This is a genomic window from Halomonas heilongjiangensis (assembly GCF_002879645.1).
Lineage (GTDB): Bacteria > Pseudomonadota > Gammaproteobacteria > Pseudomonadales > Halomonadaceae > Halomonas > Halomonas heilongjiangensis.
Genome location: NZ_PNRE01000061.1, coordinates 24,176 through 39,343 on the forward strand (window position 1 = coordinate 24,176; position 15,168 = coordinate 39,343).

Here is a 15,168-nt window from a genome sequence, read left to right on the forward strand (position 1 = left end):
CCTCAACTCCCCTCGGCTTCGCCCTCCCCGACGGGCTCGGTTTCACCATGCCAGGCCACGGCAACGCCATTGGGATAACGCAGGTCGATGTAGCGGATATGCGACGCCTGGGAACCGAGCTGCCGCTGCCAGGCCGCGGCCAGGCGTGCCAGGCGCGCCTCGCGATCGTTGCGTCCCAGCATCACCCAGACCCCGTCATCGAGCTGGAAGCGCCAGGCGCCGCGCGGCTCGAGGCGCAGCTGGGTCATCCCGAGCCCCAGATCGGCGAAGCGCGATGCCAGCCGCCGGTGATAGCCGAGCACCTCGGCACCGCTACCCGCCGGCCCGGCCAGGTCGGGCAGGTCGCCGGGCGGCGACACCGGGCCGAAGGCGAAGGGCTCGCCCTCCGGATTGAGCAGATAGTCGTCGTTCCAGCGCGCCACCGGCACCTGCTCGACGAGCTCGAAGGTCAGCGCATTGGGCCATTCGCGGCTGAGGCTGACCTCGGCCAGCCAGTCGATCTCCAGGGCACGCTCACGCAGGTCGCCGAGGTCCACCGAGAGCCAGGTCTGGCCCTGGATCAGCGGCGCCAGCCGGCTGCGCAGGTAGTCGGCACTGACATGGTGGAGCTCGCCACGGATCGAGACCCGCTCGATGGGCCGGTCGAGCCAGAGCCACAGGGCACGGCCACCGGCACCGATCAGCAGTACCAGCAGCAACACGCCCACCAGACCACCCCGACGGGTCATGCCCGGCCACACCCTGCACTGGCGAGAATGCGCAGCACCAGCGCCTCGAAGTCGATACCGGCATGGGCCGCCGCCTGGGGCACCAGGCTATGGTCGGTCATGCCCGGCGAGGTGTTGACCTCGATCAGCCAGAAACGCCCGTCGCCGTCACGCATCACGTCCACCCGTCCCCAGCCTTCGCCGCCGACCGCGTCGAAGGCCTCGCGACAGAGGCCGGCCAGCTCGCCCTCCTCCTCCCGAGAGAGGCCGCAAGGCAAGTGATAGAGGGTATCGCTGGAGAGGTACTTAGCGTCGTAGTCGTAGAAGCCGCCGGGCACCTCGACCCGAATCGCCGGCAATACCTGGTCATCGAGCAGCGATACCGTGTACTCGTCGCCCTGCACGAAGCATTCGGCCATTACCCGGGCGTCGAAGCGCGCCGCCTCGTGGTAGGCCGCTTCCAACGACGCGGGGCTATCGACGATGCTGATGCCGAGCGTCGAGCCCTCGTGCACCGGCTTGACGATCAGCGGCAGGCCGAGCCGTTCGACCACCGCCACCCAGTCGGCATCGGGGCCAAGCATCACGGCGTCGGGAGTGGGTAGCCCCCGGGCCTGCCAGATCAGCTTGGTGCGCTGCTTGTCCATGCCCAGCGCCGAGGCCAGGACGCCACTGCCGGTATAGGCAATGCCGAGCAGTTCGAGCGCGCCCTGCAGGGTACCGTCCTCGCCACCGCGGCCGTGCAGGGCGATAAAGACCCGGTCCGGCGCCAGGGCTTCCAGGCCGGCCAGCCCTCCCTCGGCGGGATCGTAGCCGATGGCATCGACCCCGGCGCGGCGCAGGGCGGCCAGCACGGCGGCGCCGCTCTTGAGCGACACCTCCCGCTCGGCGGAATCACCGCCGTAGAGCACCACCACGCGTCCCGGATCGCTGCTGCCTGCGCTCATAGTTCGACCTCATCGAAGTTCAGCTGTCTCTCGGCCAGGCGCAGGGCGATGCCGCCTACGTCGCCCGCCCCCTGGGTGATCAGGATATCGCCGGGGCGCAGCACCCTGGCCAGCAGGCCGGGCAGCTCGCCCTTCTCCTGGACGAAGATCGGGTCGACCTCGCCGCGTTGGCGGATCGACCCGGCCAGGGTACGCCCGTCGGCACCCGGGATCGGCGCCTCGCCGGCGCTGTAGACGTCCAGCAGCAGCAGGGTGTCGACCTCGGCCAGCACGCGCACGAAGTCCTCGTAGAGGTCGCGGGTGCGGGAATAGCGATGGGGCTGGTAGACCATCACCAGGCGCCGCTCGGGCCAGCCGGCACGCACCGCCCGGATCACCATCTCCACTTCGCGGGGATGATGGCCGTAGTCGTCCACCAGCATCACCTCGCCCTCGCCCTCCGGCGCCGGGAAGTGGCCATGGACCTGGAAGCGACGCCCCACGCCGGCGAAGCCGGCCAGGCCAGCCAGGATCGCCGCGTCGCCGACGCCCGCATCGGTGGCCACCACGATCGCCGCCATGGCATTGAGGGCGTTGTGGCGACCGGGCATCGCCAACCGCACCTCGAGCGGCGCCAGGCCACCGGGCCGCCGAGCGGTGAAGCGCACCTCGCCGGCCTGCTGTTCGAAATCCTCGATGCGGTAATCGGCATCCTCGCTGAAGCCGTAGGTGACGAACTGGCGGCTCACCCGATCGAGCAGGCCGCGCACATTGGCATCGTCGATGCAGAGCACGGCGAGCCCGTAGAACGGCAGGTTGTGCAGGAACTCGATGAAGGTGCCCTTGAGGCGCTCGAAATCGCCACCGTAGGTGGCCATGTGATCGGCATCGATATTGGTGACGATCGAGACCATCGGCTGCAGATGCAGGAAGGAGGCGTCGGATTCGTCGGCCTCGGCGACCAGGTAGTCGCCCTCCCCCAGTCGCGCATTGGTGCCGGCACTGGTCAGTCGGCCACCGATGACGAAGGTGGGGTCGAGCCCACCCTCACCGAGCAGGGTGGCGGTCAGGCTCGTCGTGGTGGTCTTGCCGTGGGTGCCGGCGACGGCGATGCCATGACGGAAACGCATCAGCTCGGCGAGCATCTCGGCGCGCCGGACCACCGGCACCCGATGGTCGTGGGCCCAGCGAATCTCGGGATTGGCCTCGTCCACCGCGGTGGAGACCACCACCACGTCGGCGCCGGCGACATTGTCGGCGCCGTGGCCGATGGCCACGCGGATGCCACAGTGGCGCAGCCGCGTCACCACCGGCGATGCCCTCAGGTCGCTGCCGCTGACGCGGTAGCCCTGGTTGGCCAGCACCTCGGCGATGCCGCACATGCCGGCTCCGCCGATGCCGACGAAATGGATGTGCCGGATACGGCGCATGCCCAGGCCCCGGCCATGGCTCGGGGGATCGAATGGGCCGGTCACCGGCCTCGGTGTGCTATCGCTCAAAACCTGTCTCCATGCAGCCGGCCACCAGGCGCTCGACGGCGTCGAGGTGCGCGCAGCCGCGTGCCTGCGCGCCCATGGTGGCGAGAGTATCGGGGTTCAGCAGCGTCGCCAGCTCCTCGGCCAGCGACGCCGCACTCATCTCCTGATCGGGCACCAGTCGGGCCGCTCCCCGCTCGACCAGGGCCCGGGCGTTGGCGGTCTGGTGATCGTCCACCGCGTGGGGGAAGGGCACGAACAGCGCCGGCTTGGCCGCCGCCGCCAGCTCCGCCACGGTGAGCGCTCCGGCCCGGCAGACCACCAGGTCGGCCCAGTCGTAGGCCCCGGCCATGTCGTCGATAAAGGCGGTCACGTCGGCGGTCACCACCTGGGCGGCATAGGCCTCCCGGGTTGCCGCCTCCTTGTCGCGACCGGCCTGGTGGCGCACCTCGGGCCGCCGGTCCTCGGGCAGTGCGGCCAGCGCTCCGGGCAACGTCTCGTTGAGTGCCCTGGCCCCCAGGGAGCCCCCCACCACCAGCAGCCGCAGGGGCCGGCCGTGCATCGCCTCGGCCGGGCGGGGCCGTTCACCCAGCGACGCGATCTCGGGTCGCACCGGGTTGCCGATCACTTCGCCGCGGCCGGGAAAGGCCTGGGGAAAGGCGGCATAGACTCGCCGCGCCAGGTGCGCCAGGGCCTTGTTGGTCAGTCCCGCCACGGCGTTCTGCTCGTGGATCACCAGGGGCCGGCGCGCCAGCCAGGCGGCGAGCCCGCCGGGCCCGCTGGCGAAGCCGCCCAGCCCCACCACCAGTTGGGGGTCGTAGGCGCGGATGATACGCCACGCCTGCCAGACCGCCCGGCTGAGATTGAACGGCGTCATCAGCCATCCGCCCAGGCCGTTGCCGCGCAGCCCGGCCACCGCGATGCGGTGCAGGGGAATGCCGGCCTCGGGCACCAGGCGGTTCTCGATGCCCCGCGGGCTGCCCAGCCACTCGACCTCGACCCCTTCGGCCGTCAATCCGCGGGCCAGCGACAGGGCCGGAATCACATGGCCTCCGGTACCCCCGGCCATGATCAGGGCACGACGTCCCGGTCGCGTGCTCACTGGACGGCTCCTCGCTTGTCGAGACGGGGGGCCGGGCCCTCCCGCGGGGCGGCCGGGCTGGCCCGACGCACCGCCTGGCGGGTCTCGATGTCGGCGCGCAGCAGCAGCGCCATCATCACGGCGCTGACCAGCAGGCTCGACCCCCCGTAGCTGAGCAGCGGCAGGGTCAGCCCCTTGGTGGGCAACATGCCGGTACTCACCGCGATGTTGATGAAGGCCTGGGCACCGACCACCAGGGCAATGCCATAGCTCAGGTAGGCGGCGAACGGCAGCTTGGCCAGTTCCGCGCGCCGTCCCACCGCCATGGCGCGCCAGATCAGCAGCGCGAAGAGGCCCACCACCCCGATGGCGCCGAACAGGCCGAGCTCCTCGGCCAGCACGGCGAAGACGAAGTCGGTGTGGGCCTCGGGCAGGTAGAAGAGCTTCTGCACGCTGTTGCCGAGCCCCATGCCCAGCCAGTGGCCGCGACCATAGGCGATCAGGGCCTGGGTCAACTGGTAACCGCTGGCGAACTGATCGGCCCAGGGGTCGGCGAAGCTGGTCAGGCGCGCCAGGCGATAGGGTTCGGCGATCGCCACGTAGAAACCGGCCAGCCCCACCAGGCCCAGCAGCAGCACGAAACGCCCCCAGGGGGCGCCGGCGAGCAGCAGCATGCCCATCACGCAGCCGGTCATCACCACCACGGCACCGTAGTCGGGCTCGAGGATCAACAGCAGGGCGATCAGCGCCATCACCAGCAGGGGGCGCAGGAAGGCGCCCCACTGCCGCCTCACCTGGGGCAGGAAGCGCTCCAGATAGCCCGCCATGTAGGCGATCAGACAGAGCTTGGCGACCTCCGAGGCCTGGAGGTTGAAGGGCACCCCGGGGATCGAGAGCCAGCGCTTACTGCCGTTGATCTCGCGCCCCACCAGCAGCACCAGCACCAGCAGGGCGATGCCCACCAGCAGCAGCAGCGGCCCGTTGGCCTTCCACCATAGCAGCGGCACTCGCACTACCAGGGCCGCGACGAGCAGCGCGACCACCAGGAAGATGCCGTGGCGGATGCTGAAGTAGTAGGCGTTGCCGGTCAGGCTCGAGGCCACCTCGGTGGAGGCCGAGGTGACCATCACCCAGCCGATCAGCATCAGCGACAGGGCCGCCAGCAGCAGCCAGCCGTCGAAGGGCTGGTCGCGGGTGGAGAGGCGTTCCCGCCAGCGGGCCAGGCGTTTCATGGTGTCCTCCCCGCCAGGCGCTGCACCCGGCGACGAAACGCCTCGCCCCGCGCCTGGTAGTTGGCAAACTGATCGAGGCTGGCACAGGCCGGCGAGAGCAGCACGCAGTCGCCGGGCTCGGCGATGGCGGCGGCGCGGGTCATGGCGGCGTCCAGGTTCTCCACCAGGGTCAGCGGTAGCCGCCCCCCCAGCGCCCGCTCCAGGCGCTCGGCATCCAGGCCGAAGAGGATCGCCTCGCGGCCGTAGCGGGCCAGGGGCTCGGCGAGCGGTCGAAAGTCGGCGCCCTTGCCCACCCCGCCGGCGAGCAGCACGAGCCGCCCCTCGAGGGTCGGGCCGAGGCCGGCGATGGCGGCCAGGGTGGCCCCCACGTTGGTGCCCTTGGAGTCGTTGATCCAGCGCACGCCCTCGACCTCGGCGACCAGTTCGCCACGGTGCGGCAACCCGGGAAAGCGGCGCAGCACGCGACACATGGCGTCCAGCGGCAGGTCGAGGCGGCGTCCCACGGCCAGCGCCGCCAGGGCATTGGCCTGGTTGTGGCGCCCCGGCAGGCGGACCTCGTCGGCCGGCATCAGCGGCTCGTCGCCATGCATCAGCCAGCCGCGCCCCTCACGACGGCCGATGCCCCACTCACCGGCCGCGGGAGTGCCGGTGGTGAAGCGGTCCTGGGCCGGCAGGCGGGTCTCGGGCCAGGTCATGGGCTCCTCGGCGTTGATCACCCCATGGCGAGCGCCACGGAAGATACCGAGCTTGGCGGCCCGATAGCCGGCCATGTCACCGTGGCGATCCAGGTGGTCCTCGGAGAGGTTGAGGAAGACCGCGCTCTCGGCCCCGAGGCGCGGCGTGGTCTCGAGCTGGAAGCTGGACAGCTCCAGCACGTACAACTCGGCCTCGGGGGCCTCGGCCAGCAGGTCCAGGGCCGGGGTGCCCAGGTTGCCGCCCACCGCGACGCGGCGGCCGGCTTCCCGGGCCATCTCGCCGATCAGGGTGGTGACGGTGGACTTGGCATTGGAGCCGGTGATGGCAACGATGGGCGCGTGACAGGCACGCACGAAGAGCGCGATCTCCCCCACCAGCAGCGGCTCGCCGGTGGCCTCGCGGCTACGGTCGGCGAGTTCGGCCAGTCCCGGGGTACGCGGGTCGACGCCGGGGCTGACCACCACCTCCTCGACCTCGGAGAGGTCCAGGTCACTCGGCGGCCCGCAGTGGACCTCGACCCCCGGATGGGCCGCGCGGAAGTCATCCATGCCGGGCGGTATGGCCCGGGTGTCGGCGACCATGAAGGACCGACCCAGCCGGTTCAGGTGGCGACAGATGGCGCGCCCGGAGACGCCGAGCCCGACCACCAGCGTGACTCCCTTCGGCACCTTAACCATGGTTGGCTCCTGGCGTACGACGTTGACGATCTTCCCCCGCGGGGCTCAGCGAATCCGTTCAGCGAACCTTCAGCGTGGCCAGGCCGATCAGCACCAGGACCACGGTGATGATCCAGAAGCGCACGATGACCCGCGGCTCCGGCCAGCCCTTGAGCTCGTAGTGGTGATGCAGCGGCGCCATGCGGAAGATGCGCCGCCCGGTGAGCTTGTAGGAACCCACCTGAAGGATCACCGAGACGGTCTCCATGACGAAGATGCCGCCCATGATGAACAGCACGATCTCCTGGCGCACGATCACCGCCACCACGCCCAGCGCCGCCCCGAGCGCCAGGGCCCCCACGTCGCCCATGAACACCTGGGCCGGGTAGGTATTGAACCACAGGAAGCCCAGGCCGGCCCCGGCGATGGTGGCGCAGAACACCGCCAGCTCACCGGCGCCGACGATGTTGGGAATCTGCAGGTAGTTGGCGAACACCGCGTTGCCGCTGGCATAGGCGAACACCGCCAGTCCCATGGCCACCAGCACGGTGGGCATGATCGCCAGGCCGTCGAGGCCATCGGTGAGGTTGACCGCATTGGAACTCCCGACGATCACCAGGTAGGTGAGCACCAGATAGAACACGCCGAGCGGCAGCACGATGTCCTTGAACAGCGGCACGATCAGGCTGGTCTCCGCCGGTTCGACGGCGGTGGCGTAGAGCACGCCTGCCGCCGCCAGGCCGATCACCGACTGCCAGAAGTACTTCCAGCGTGCCGGCAGGCCGCGCGGGTTCTTCTCCACCACCTTGCGGTAGTCGTCGACCCAGCCGATGGCACCGAAGCCCAGGGTCACCGCCAGCACGATCCACACATAGTGGTTGGCGAGGTCGCCCCACAACAGCGTGCTGACGGCGATGGCCATCAGGATCATCGCACCGCCCATGGTCGGGGTGCCGGCCTTGGAGAGATGCGACTGGGGGCCGTCGTCACGTACCGCCTGGCCGATCTGGCGCTCCACCAGGCGACGAATCATCACCGGCCCGAGCCACAGGCAGAGCACCAGGGCGGTGAGGGTCCCCAGGATCATGCGCAGGGTCAGGTAGTTGAAGACGTTGAAGGCGCTGAAGAATTGCGCCAGTAGATTGGCCAGATAAAGCAGCATGTATCGCGTTCACCTTGATGCATCCGAGCGCAGTGCGGCCACCACCTGTTCCATGCCGGCACTGCGCGATCCCTTGACCAGCACGCTGGCCCCTGGCGGCAGATGGTTGAGGACGTGGCGCGTCAGCGCCTCCCGATCGTCGAAGTGGCACCCCTTCTCGCCGAAGGCTCGGCTCGCCGCCCGTGCCGGCTCGCCGAAGGTGCCGAGGAAGTCGATCCCCAGTTCCCGCGCGTGGCGCCCGATCTCGGCGTGCAACCGGTCGGACGCCTCCCCCAGTTCGCCCATGGCGCCGAGCAGGCACCAGCGCGGCCCGGGCAGCGCCACCAGCAGGTCGAGCGCCGCCTTCACCGCGCCGGGGTTGGCATTATACGTATCATCCAGCAGTCGTGTGGCGTTGATCCCCTCCACGACGCTCAAGCGCCCGGGCATCGGCGCCACCGCGGCGAGGCCGGCGAGCACCTCGGCCTCGTCGAGGCCCATGGCCAGCGCGGCCGCAGCCGCGGCCAGGGCGTTGGCGACGTTGTGGCGCCCCAGCAGGGCGAGCTGCACGCGGCCGAGCTCACGCCCGTCCACGACAAGCGTGAAAGCATAGCGCCCGAGGGCGTCGCAGGCCAGCGCGGAGGCCGTGACCCGGGCCAACCCCTCGAGGCCGAAGTCGAGCACCTCGCGGGGTGCCGCCAGCCGCGCCCAGGTGGCGAAGTAGGCGTCGTCGCGGTTGAGCACCGCCACACCATCGGCGGCGAGCCCGGCGAGAATCTCCGCCTTGGCCTGGGCGATGCGGCCCGGACCGCCGAACTCGCCCACATGGGCGCCGGTGACGTTGGTGATCACCGCTACCCGCGGCTCGGCCAGCACCGTGGTCCAGGCGATCTCGCCGAGGTGGTTGGCGCCGAGCTCCACCACCGCCTGGCGATGCCCCGGCTCGAGCCCGAGCAGGGTCAGGGGGACACCGATGTCGTTGTTGAGATTGCCGCGGGTCGAAAGCGTCGCTCCACGGCGCGACAGCAGCGCCGCGAGCAGCTCCTTCACCGTGGTCTTGCCACTGTTGCCGGTCACCGCCACCAGTGGGCCGCCCCAGGCGCGACGCCGCGCCCGACCGAGCAGCCCCAGGGCCAGGCGGGTATCCGCCACCACCAGCTGCGGCAGCGGATCGTCCCCCGGCCGTTCCACCTTTCTCTCGACCACGGCCGCCACCGCACCGCCTTCCCGGGCCTGGTCGATGAAGTCGTGGGCATCGAAGCGCTCGCCCTTGAGCGCCACGAACAGGCAGCCGGGCACGAGCCGGCGGGTATCGGTGACGATGGCGGTGAGCGCGCGGTCCTCGACCGGTGCCGGCAGCCCCAGGGCGTCCGCCACCGCGGCCAGGGTCGCAAGGCCAGACTGGCTCATGGCGCCCCCTCCTCGGCCCGGGCCGCCAGGGCCCGCTCGGCCTCGTCGACATCCGAGAAGGGGTGACGCACGCCGGCCACGTCCTGATAGGTCTCGTGCCCCTTGCCGGCGATCAGCACCACGTCGTCGCCACCGGCCTCGGCGAGTACCCGGGCGATCGCCTCGGCGCGCCCGCCCAGGTTCCAGGCCCGCTCCCGGCCGTCGTCGGACAGCCCGGCGAGCATCTGCCCGCGGATCGCCGCGGGCGCCTCGCCGCGCGGGTTGTCGTCGGTGACCACCAGGCGGTCGGCGTGGCGCTCGGCGGCGGCCGCCATCAGCGGGCGCTTGCCGGCGTCGCGGTCACCGCCGCAGCCGAACAGGCACCACAGTCGACCGCTGCCCGGCAGGTGCGCCGCGAGCGCCGTGAGCGCGCTCTCCAGGGCATCCGGGGTATGGGCGTAGTCGATCACCACCGTGGGGGCACCAGGGCGCACGAGGGCCTGCATGCGCCCCGGCACCGGCGTCAGTTCGCCGGCGGCGGCGAACAGCGCCTCCAGTCCATGACCGAGCCCGTGGAGAGTCGCCATGGCGAGCAGGACATTGTCGAGGTTGAAGCGGCCCAGCAGCGGCAGCTCGAGCACCCGTTCGCCCTCGGGGGTGGCGATCAGTGCCCGCTGTCCGGCCTCATGGGGCCGCCAGTCCACGACCCTCAGGGTCACCGCCTCGTCCTCGCCGGTCGCCAGCACCCGCACACCGGGGTCCAGACCCGCCAGCATCAACCGGGCCAGCGGATCGTCGGCATTGACCACGGCGAGCTCGAGCTCCGGCCGGCGGAACAGCCGCGCCTTGGCGGCGGCATAGGCGATCATGCTGCCGTGGTAGTCGAGATGGTCGCGGGTCAGGTTGGTGAACAGCGCGGCGGTGATCCGGCACCCCTCCAAACGCCCCTGTTCCAGGGCATGGGAGGAGACCTCCATGGCCACGCGCCGGACCCCGCTCGCGGCGAGTTCGCCGAGCGACGCCTGCAGGGCCAGCGGCCCCGGCGTGGTCAGGCCGGCGTCGATCAGGGCCCCGGGGCGGCCGTGTCCGAGGGTACCGACCAGGCCGGTATCGACGCCGAGTGCCCGACTCAGCTCGGCCAGGTAGTGGGTCACCGAGCTCTTGCCGTTGGTGCCGGTCACGCCGATCAGTTCCAGCGCGGCAGGCACCGCGAAGAGTTCGCGGCCCAGCTCGCCGAGACGCCCGCGTAGCCCCTCGAGCGGCACCACCCGAGGATCGACCGGGACGGCCGATGGCGCGTCGGCCTCCCGATGGGCGAGCACCAGACCGGCGCCGGCCGCGAGGGCCGCTTCGATGAAGTCGCGACCATCGCTGGCCACGCCCGGCACGGCGACGAAGACATCGCCCGCCGTCAGGCGACGGCTGTCCATCACCAGGCGCACCGGGCGCTCGTCGAGCCGGGGCAGCTCGACCCCGGGCCAGCCCCGCCTCAGGCTGGCCGCCAACCGCGCTGCACTCACCTGCATGAACTGCGTCTCCCCTGGCTCGGATACATGGTCGGTTTCAGCGAACCCGCTGGTCGGGCGGCACATCGAGCAGCCGCAGGGCGTTGCCGGTGACTCGCGAGAACACCGGCGCCGCCACGGCGCCACCGTAATACTCCCCTCCACGCGGGTGGTCGATCATCACCACGGTGACGATGCGCGGGTCCGAGACCGGCGCGATGCCCGCGAACAGGCTGCGGTAGACGTTCTGCTGGTAACCGCTGGCCGAGGTCTTGCGCACCGTGCCGGACTTGCCGGCCACACGGTAGCCGGCCACGCCGGCACGCCGCCCACCGGTACCCGGCTGGACCGATTCCTCCATGATCCGCAACAGGTCATGGGCCACGTCGGGTTCGATCACCGGCATGCCCGATGACGGCTCCGACAGCCTGAGCAGCGACGGCGGCATCCTGACGCCATCGTTGGCGATGGCAGTATAGGCGCTGGCCAGTTGCAACGCCGAAACGGAGAGGCCATAGCCATAGGAGATCGCCGCCCACTGGCTGCGCGACCAGCGCACCGGTGCCGGCAGGCTGCCGGTGGACTCGCCCGGGAACCCGGTTTCCGGGCTCTGGCCGAAGCCGAGCCGCCGGTAGAGATCCGGCACCACGGGGTCATCGAGCTCGAGTACCAGCTTCGACATGCCGATGTTGGAGGATTTCTCGAGGATCCCGGCCATGTCCAGCTCGCCGTAGTTGCGGATATCACGGATGGTGAAGCGGTCGATACGCATCCAGCCGGGCGAGGTATCGACCACGGTGTCGCGGTCGAACCGGCCGCTCTCCATGATCGCCGCCATGGCCAGGGGCTTCATCACCGAGCCGGGCTCGAAGACGTCGACGATGGCCTGGTTGCGCAGCCCACGCGGGTCGATGCCGGCACGATTGTTGGGGTTGTAGGAGGGCTGGTTGGCCATGGCCAGCACCTCGCCGCTGCGGGCATCCATCATCACCACCACCCCGCCGTCGGCCTCGTGCTCGGTCACCGCGGCCTTGAGTTCGCGATAGGCCATGTACTGCAGGCGCTGGTCGATGGAAAGGGTGAGATCGCCGCCGGGCCGCGCCTCGCGCAGCAGTTGCAGGTCGCGCACCAGGCGGCCGCGCCGGTCCTTGAGCACCCGCCGCTGCCCGGGGGTCCCGGCGAGATGGGGCTGGTAGGCGAGCTCGAGGCCTTCCTGGCCGGCGTCGTCGACGTTCGTCACCCCCAGCAGCTGGGCGGTGACCTCGCCGGCCGGGTAGTAGCGCTTGTATTCGTTCTGGGCATAGACACCGGGAATCCGCAGGTCGAGGACCCGCTGGGCCGCCTCCGGGGTCATCTGCCGCCGCAGGTACATGAACTCGCGTTCGCCGTAGCGCCCGACGCGTTCGTTGAGCGCATCGAGCTCCACCCCCAGGGCCCGGGCCAGCATCAGCCGCTGGATGCTGTCCACCGGCAGCTCCTGGGGATTGGCCCACAGCGTCACCACCGGCGTGGAAATGGCCAGCGGTTCGCCGTTGCGGTCGGTGATCATGCCCCGGTGGGCGGAAATGGTGTCGGTGCGCAGGGTGCGGGCATCGCCCTGCCCCTGCAGGAAGGGGCGGTCGATCACGTGCAGGATGGCGATGCGACCGCCCAGCAGGCCGAGGCCGATCGCCACCAGCAGCAATACCAGGCCATAGCGCAACCCGCCCATGGGCGCCATGGGCGGCGGGCGGCGCGGCGTCACCCCGCTGCGCACCTCGGTACTCATGGCCGGATCACCTCGACCTCGTTGACATCGGGCAGGCGCATCTCCAGGCGTTCGACGGCGAGGCGTTCGATACGGGCCGGCGACGACCAGGCGCTCTCCTCGAGCAGCAGCTGGCCCCACTCGGTCTGCAACTGGTTCTGCTCACGCTCGAGCTGCTGCAGACGGCCATACTGCTCGCGGGTCAGGTGGCTGGCGGTGATCACCGCCAGGGCACTGACCAGGCAGGCCATCACCAGCAGGGTGGCGACCAGCAGCAGGCTCGACCGGCCCCGCAGCCAGTCGAAGGCGGATGCCGTCGCGGGTCGTCCCTGGACCATGACGCCTCCTCAATGCCGCTTGCGTGCCACGCGCATCACCGCACTGCGGGCACGGGGGTTGTCCTCGACCTCGGCGGCCGTCGGGCGCTGCGCCTTGCCCAGGGCCTCCAGCCGCCGCTCGAGCTGGTCGTCACGGATCGGCACGCCGCGTGGCAGGTGGGTATCGCCCCGCACATGCTGGCGAATGAAGCGCTTGACCCGGCGGTCCTCCAGGGAGTGGAAGCTGATCACCACCAGGTGACCGCCCGGAGCCAGGGCCTCCAGCGCCGCCTCCAGGGCCGCATCGAGCTGCTCGAGCTCGCCGTTGACCTGGATGCGCAGCGCCTGGAAGACACGGGTCGCCGGGTGCTTGCCTTTCTCCCAGGCGGGATGGGCGGTCTTGACGACATCGGCGAGATCCGCCGTGCGGGTGAAGGGCCGTTCGGTGCGACGCGCGACGATGGCCCGAGCCAGACGCCGGGCGAAGCGCTCCTCGCCGTAGGTCTTGAAGACCCGGGCGATCTCCGCCTCCTTGGCCCGGCCAATGAAGTCCGCCGCACTCTCGCCGCGGGTCGGATCCATGCGCATGTCCAGCGGGCCGTCGCGCAGGAAGCTGAAACCGCGCTCGGGGTCGTCGAGCTGGGGCGAGGAGACGCCGACGTCGAGCAGGATGCCGGCCAGCCGACCGTGCAGGCCATGGCGATCGGCGATCTCGCCGAGCCGGGCGAACTCGCCCTGCTCGATGGCAAAGCGCGGATCCGTGATGGCGGCCGCCTCGGCGATCGCCTGGGGATCGCGATCGATGGCCAGCAGGCGCCCTTCGGGAGCCAGCCGGCCGAGGATCTCACGGGAGTGGCCGCCGCGCCCGAAGGTGCCATCCAGGTAAGCGCCGCGCGGCTCGTGGACCAGGGCGGCGACGGCGCCATCGAGCAGCACGCTGGCATGGCGAAAGCCGCGGGAGGCGTGTTCAGGGGCGGGTGACGGCATGCGCTTCTCGATGACAAGCTGGAGGGGGCGGACGCGACGACAAGATTCGCGAGTGGGAGTCGGCCGATAAGCCGGGTTCTGTCGTGGACAGTCATTCATCTAGGGGCCGCGTCACCACGGCCCTCGAGCAACCTACCCGAACCCGACGCGGGCCACGCCATGGGGTTCCTATTTGGTCTTGCTCCGAGTGGGGTTTACCTTGCCACGCACTGTTACCAGGCGCGCGGTGCGCTCTTACCGCACCCTTTCACCCTTGCCGGCCTCCCGGGGGAGACGTAGGCGGTCTGCTCTCTGCTGCACTTTCCGTCGGCTCGCGCCGCCCAGGCATTACCTGGCACTCTGCCCTGTGGAGCCCGGACTTTCCTCCCCTGGCCCGATCCGAGAACCGGGACCAGCGGCGACTGCCTGGCCAACTCCCGCGGCAAGCATACCAGCGCCTCGCGCGCCCCTCAATCCCCGTCCTTGAGCGCCTGCGCCCTGGCGTACCAGGCCTTCTTGCCGCCGCCGAGCACCCGGGCCGCCACCGCCGCGGCCTGCTTGACCCCCACCCCCTCGACCAGCATCGCCGCGAGGAGGGCGTCGGCGTCCACCGCCGCGGCCTCCTCGTCTTCGCGGGGCGGGGCACCGGCCACCATGATCACGAACTCGCCGCGGGCCTGGTCGGGGTCGGTCGCCATGCGCTCGAGCAGCTCGGCCGCCGTGCCGTCGAGGAAGGTCTCGAAGGCCTTGGACAACTCTCGCGCCAGCACCAGGCGACGACCGCCCAGGCAGGTGGCCAGGTCGGCCAGGGTGTCGCGGATACGATGAGGGGACTCATAGAAGACCAGGGTCTCCTCGCGCCTCGCCAGCGCCTCCAGGCGGCCGCGGCGGCCACTCCCCTTCGCCGGCAGGAAGCCACTGAACAGGAAGCGGTCGGTGGGCAGGCCCGCCGCCGAGAGCGCCGTCACCAGGGCACAGGGGCCTGGCAGCGGCACGATACGCCGGCCGCGGGCACGCAGCTCGCGCACCAGCACGAAGCCCGGGTCGCTGATCAGTGGCGTGCCGGCATCGCTGACCAGGGCGATCGACTCACCGGCGGCGAGCCGCGCATCGAGCTGGGCAACCCGGGCCGCCTCGTTGTGCTCGTGCAGCGAGAGCATCGGCACCGAGAGCCCGAGGTGCCGCAACAGCCGGGCCGTGTGTCGGGTATCCTCGGCGGCGACCAGCGCCACCTCGCCCAGCACCCTGGCGGCGCGGGGGCTCAGATCCTCCAGATTCCCAATCGGCGTGGCGACCACGTACAATGTGCCCATACTCGAGTCAGACATGT

13 protein-coding genes and 1 other RNA gene are annotated in these 15,168 nt (G+C 70.7%); all 14 read right to left on the reverse strand.

Annotation, left to right across the window (positions count from 1 at the left end; genetic code table 11):
* Window positions 1–2: 2 nt before the first annotated feature.
* The 14 genes from C1H66_RS13745 to rsmI all read right to left on the reverse strand — a co-directional run bounded on the left by C1H66_RS13745 (window position 3) and on the right by rsmI (window position 15,166).
* The gene (locus C1H66_RS13745) at window positions 3–728 is read right to left on the reverse strand and encodes a cell division protein FtsQ/DivIB (protein ID WP_102628452.1); all 726 of its coding nucleotides are present in this window, start codon (window positions 726–728) and stop codon (window positions 3–5) included.
* Window positions 725–1,654 carry a D-alanine--D-alanine ligase gene (locus C1H66_RS13750; RefSeq protein ID WP_102628453.1) on the reverse strand — a complete coding sequence of 310 codons (930 nt, stop codon included), beginning with the start codon at window positions 1,652–1,654 and terminating at the stop codon, window positions 725–727. Before C1H66_RS13750 ends, C1H66_RS13745 begins: the two co-directional genes overlap by 4 nt.
* Window positions 1,651–3,063, reverse strand: a complete 1,413-nt coding sequence (gene murC / locus C1H66_RS13755; RefSeq protein WP_102628513.1) for a UDP-N-acetylmuramate--L-alanine ligase — start codon at window positions 3,061–3,063, stop codon at window positions 1,651–1,653. Before murC ends, C1H66_RS13750 begins: the two co-directional genes overlap by 4 nt.
* Before the next feature lie 58 nt (window positions 3,064–3,121).
* Window positions 3,122–4,177, reverse strand: a complete 1,056-nt coding sequence (murG, locus tag C1H66_RS13760) for an undecaprenyldiphospho-muramoylpentapeptide beta-N-acetylglucosaminyltransferase (protein ID WP_102628514.1) — start codon at window positions 4,175–4,177, stop codon at window positions 3,122–3,124.
* A 29-nt stretch (window positions 4,178–4,206) separates the two neighbouring features.
* Entirely contained in the window at window positions 4,207–5,421 is a 1,215-nt protein-coding gene (ftsW, locus tag C1H66_RS13765; protein ID WP_102628454.1) for a putative lipid II flippase FtsW, read from the reverse strand.
* Window positions 5,418–6,794: a UDP-N-acetylmuramoyl-L-alanine--D-glutamate ligase gene (gene murD, locus C1H66_RS13770; RefSeq protein ID WP_102628455.1), complete on the reverse strand. Its 1,377-nt coding sequence runs from the start codon at window positions 6,792–6,794 to the stop codon at window positions 5,418–5,420. Before murD ends, ftsW begins: the two co-directional genes overlap by 4 nt.
* 58 nt (window positions 6,795–6,852) lie before the next feature.
* The gene (gene mraY / locus C1H66_RS13775) at window positions 6,853–7,935 is read right to left on the reverse strand and encodes a phospho-N-acetylmuramoyl-pentapeptide-transferase (protein ID WP_102628456.1); all 1,083 of its coding nucleotides are present in this window, start codon (window positions 7,933–7,935) and stop codon (window positions 6,853–6,855) included.
* Window positions 7,936–7,944: 9 nt separating this feature from the next.
* Window positions 7,945–9,324 carry a UDP-N-acetylmuramoyl-tripeptide--D-alanyl-D-alanine ligase gene (locus C1H66_RS13780; protein WP_102628457.1) on the reverse strand — a complete coding sequence of 460 codons (1,380 nt, stop codon included), beginning with the start codon at window positions 9,322–9,324 and terminating at the stop codon, window positions 7,945–7,947.
* Window positions 9,321–10,829 carry a UDP-N-acetylmuramoyl-L-alanyl-D-glutamate--2,6-diaminopimelate ligase gene (locus tag C1H66_RS13785; protein ID WP_102628458.1) on the reverse strand — a complete coding sequence of 503 codons (1,509 nt, stop codon included), beginning with the start codon at window positions 10,827–10,829 and terminating at the stop codon, window positions 9,321–9,323. The genes C1H66_RS13780 and C1H66_RS13785 overlap by 4 nt, the downstream gene beginning before the upstream one ends.
* 37 nt (window positions 10,830–10,866) lie before the next feature.
* The gene (locus tag C1H66_RS13790) at window positions 10,867–12,576 is read right to left on the reverse strand and encodes a peptidoglycan D,D-transpeptidase FtsI family protein (protein WP_102628459.1); all 1,710 of its coding nucleotides are present in this window, start codon (window positions 12,574–12,576) and stop codon (window positions 10,867–10,869) included.
* Window positions 12,573–12,893, reverse strand: coding sequence for a cell division protein FtsL (gene ftsL / locus C1H66_RS13795; RefSeq protein ID WP_102628460.1), 321 nt, complete (start codon window positions 12,891–12,893; stop codon window positions 12,573–12,575). The genes C1H66_RS13790 and ftsL overlap by 4 nt, the downstream gene beginning before the upstream one ends.
* A 9-nt stretch (window positions 12,894–12,902) precedes the next feature.
* Entirely contained in the window at window positions 12,903–13,859 is a 957-nt protein-coding gene (gene rsmH / locus C1H66_RS13800) for a 16S rRNA (cytosine(1402)-N(4))-methyltransferase RsmH (RefSeq protein WP_102628461.1), read from the reverse strand.
* A 51-nt stretch (window positions 13,860–13,910) separates the two neighbouring features.
* Window positions 13,911–14,276: RNase P RNA component class A (gene rnpB, locus C1H66_RS13805), an RNA gene on the reverse strand.
* A gap of 32 nt (window positions 14,277–14,308) precedes the next feature.
* Window positions 14,309–15,166 (reverse strand): 16S rRNA (cytidine(1402)-2'-O)-methyltransferase, encoded by an 858-nt coding sequence (gene rsmI, locus C1H66_RS13810; RefSeq protein ID WP_102628462.1) that lies wholly within the window; start codon window positions 15,164–15,166, stop codon window positions 14,309–14,311.
* Window positions 15,167–15,168: the final 2 nt, after the last annotated feature.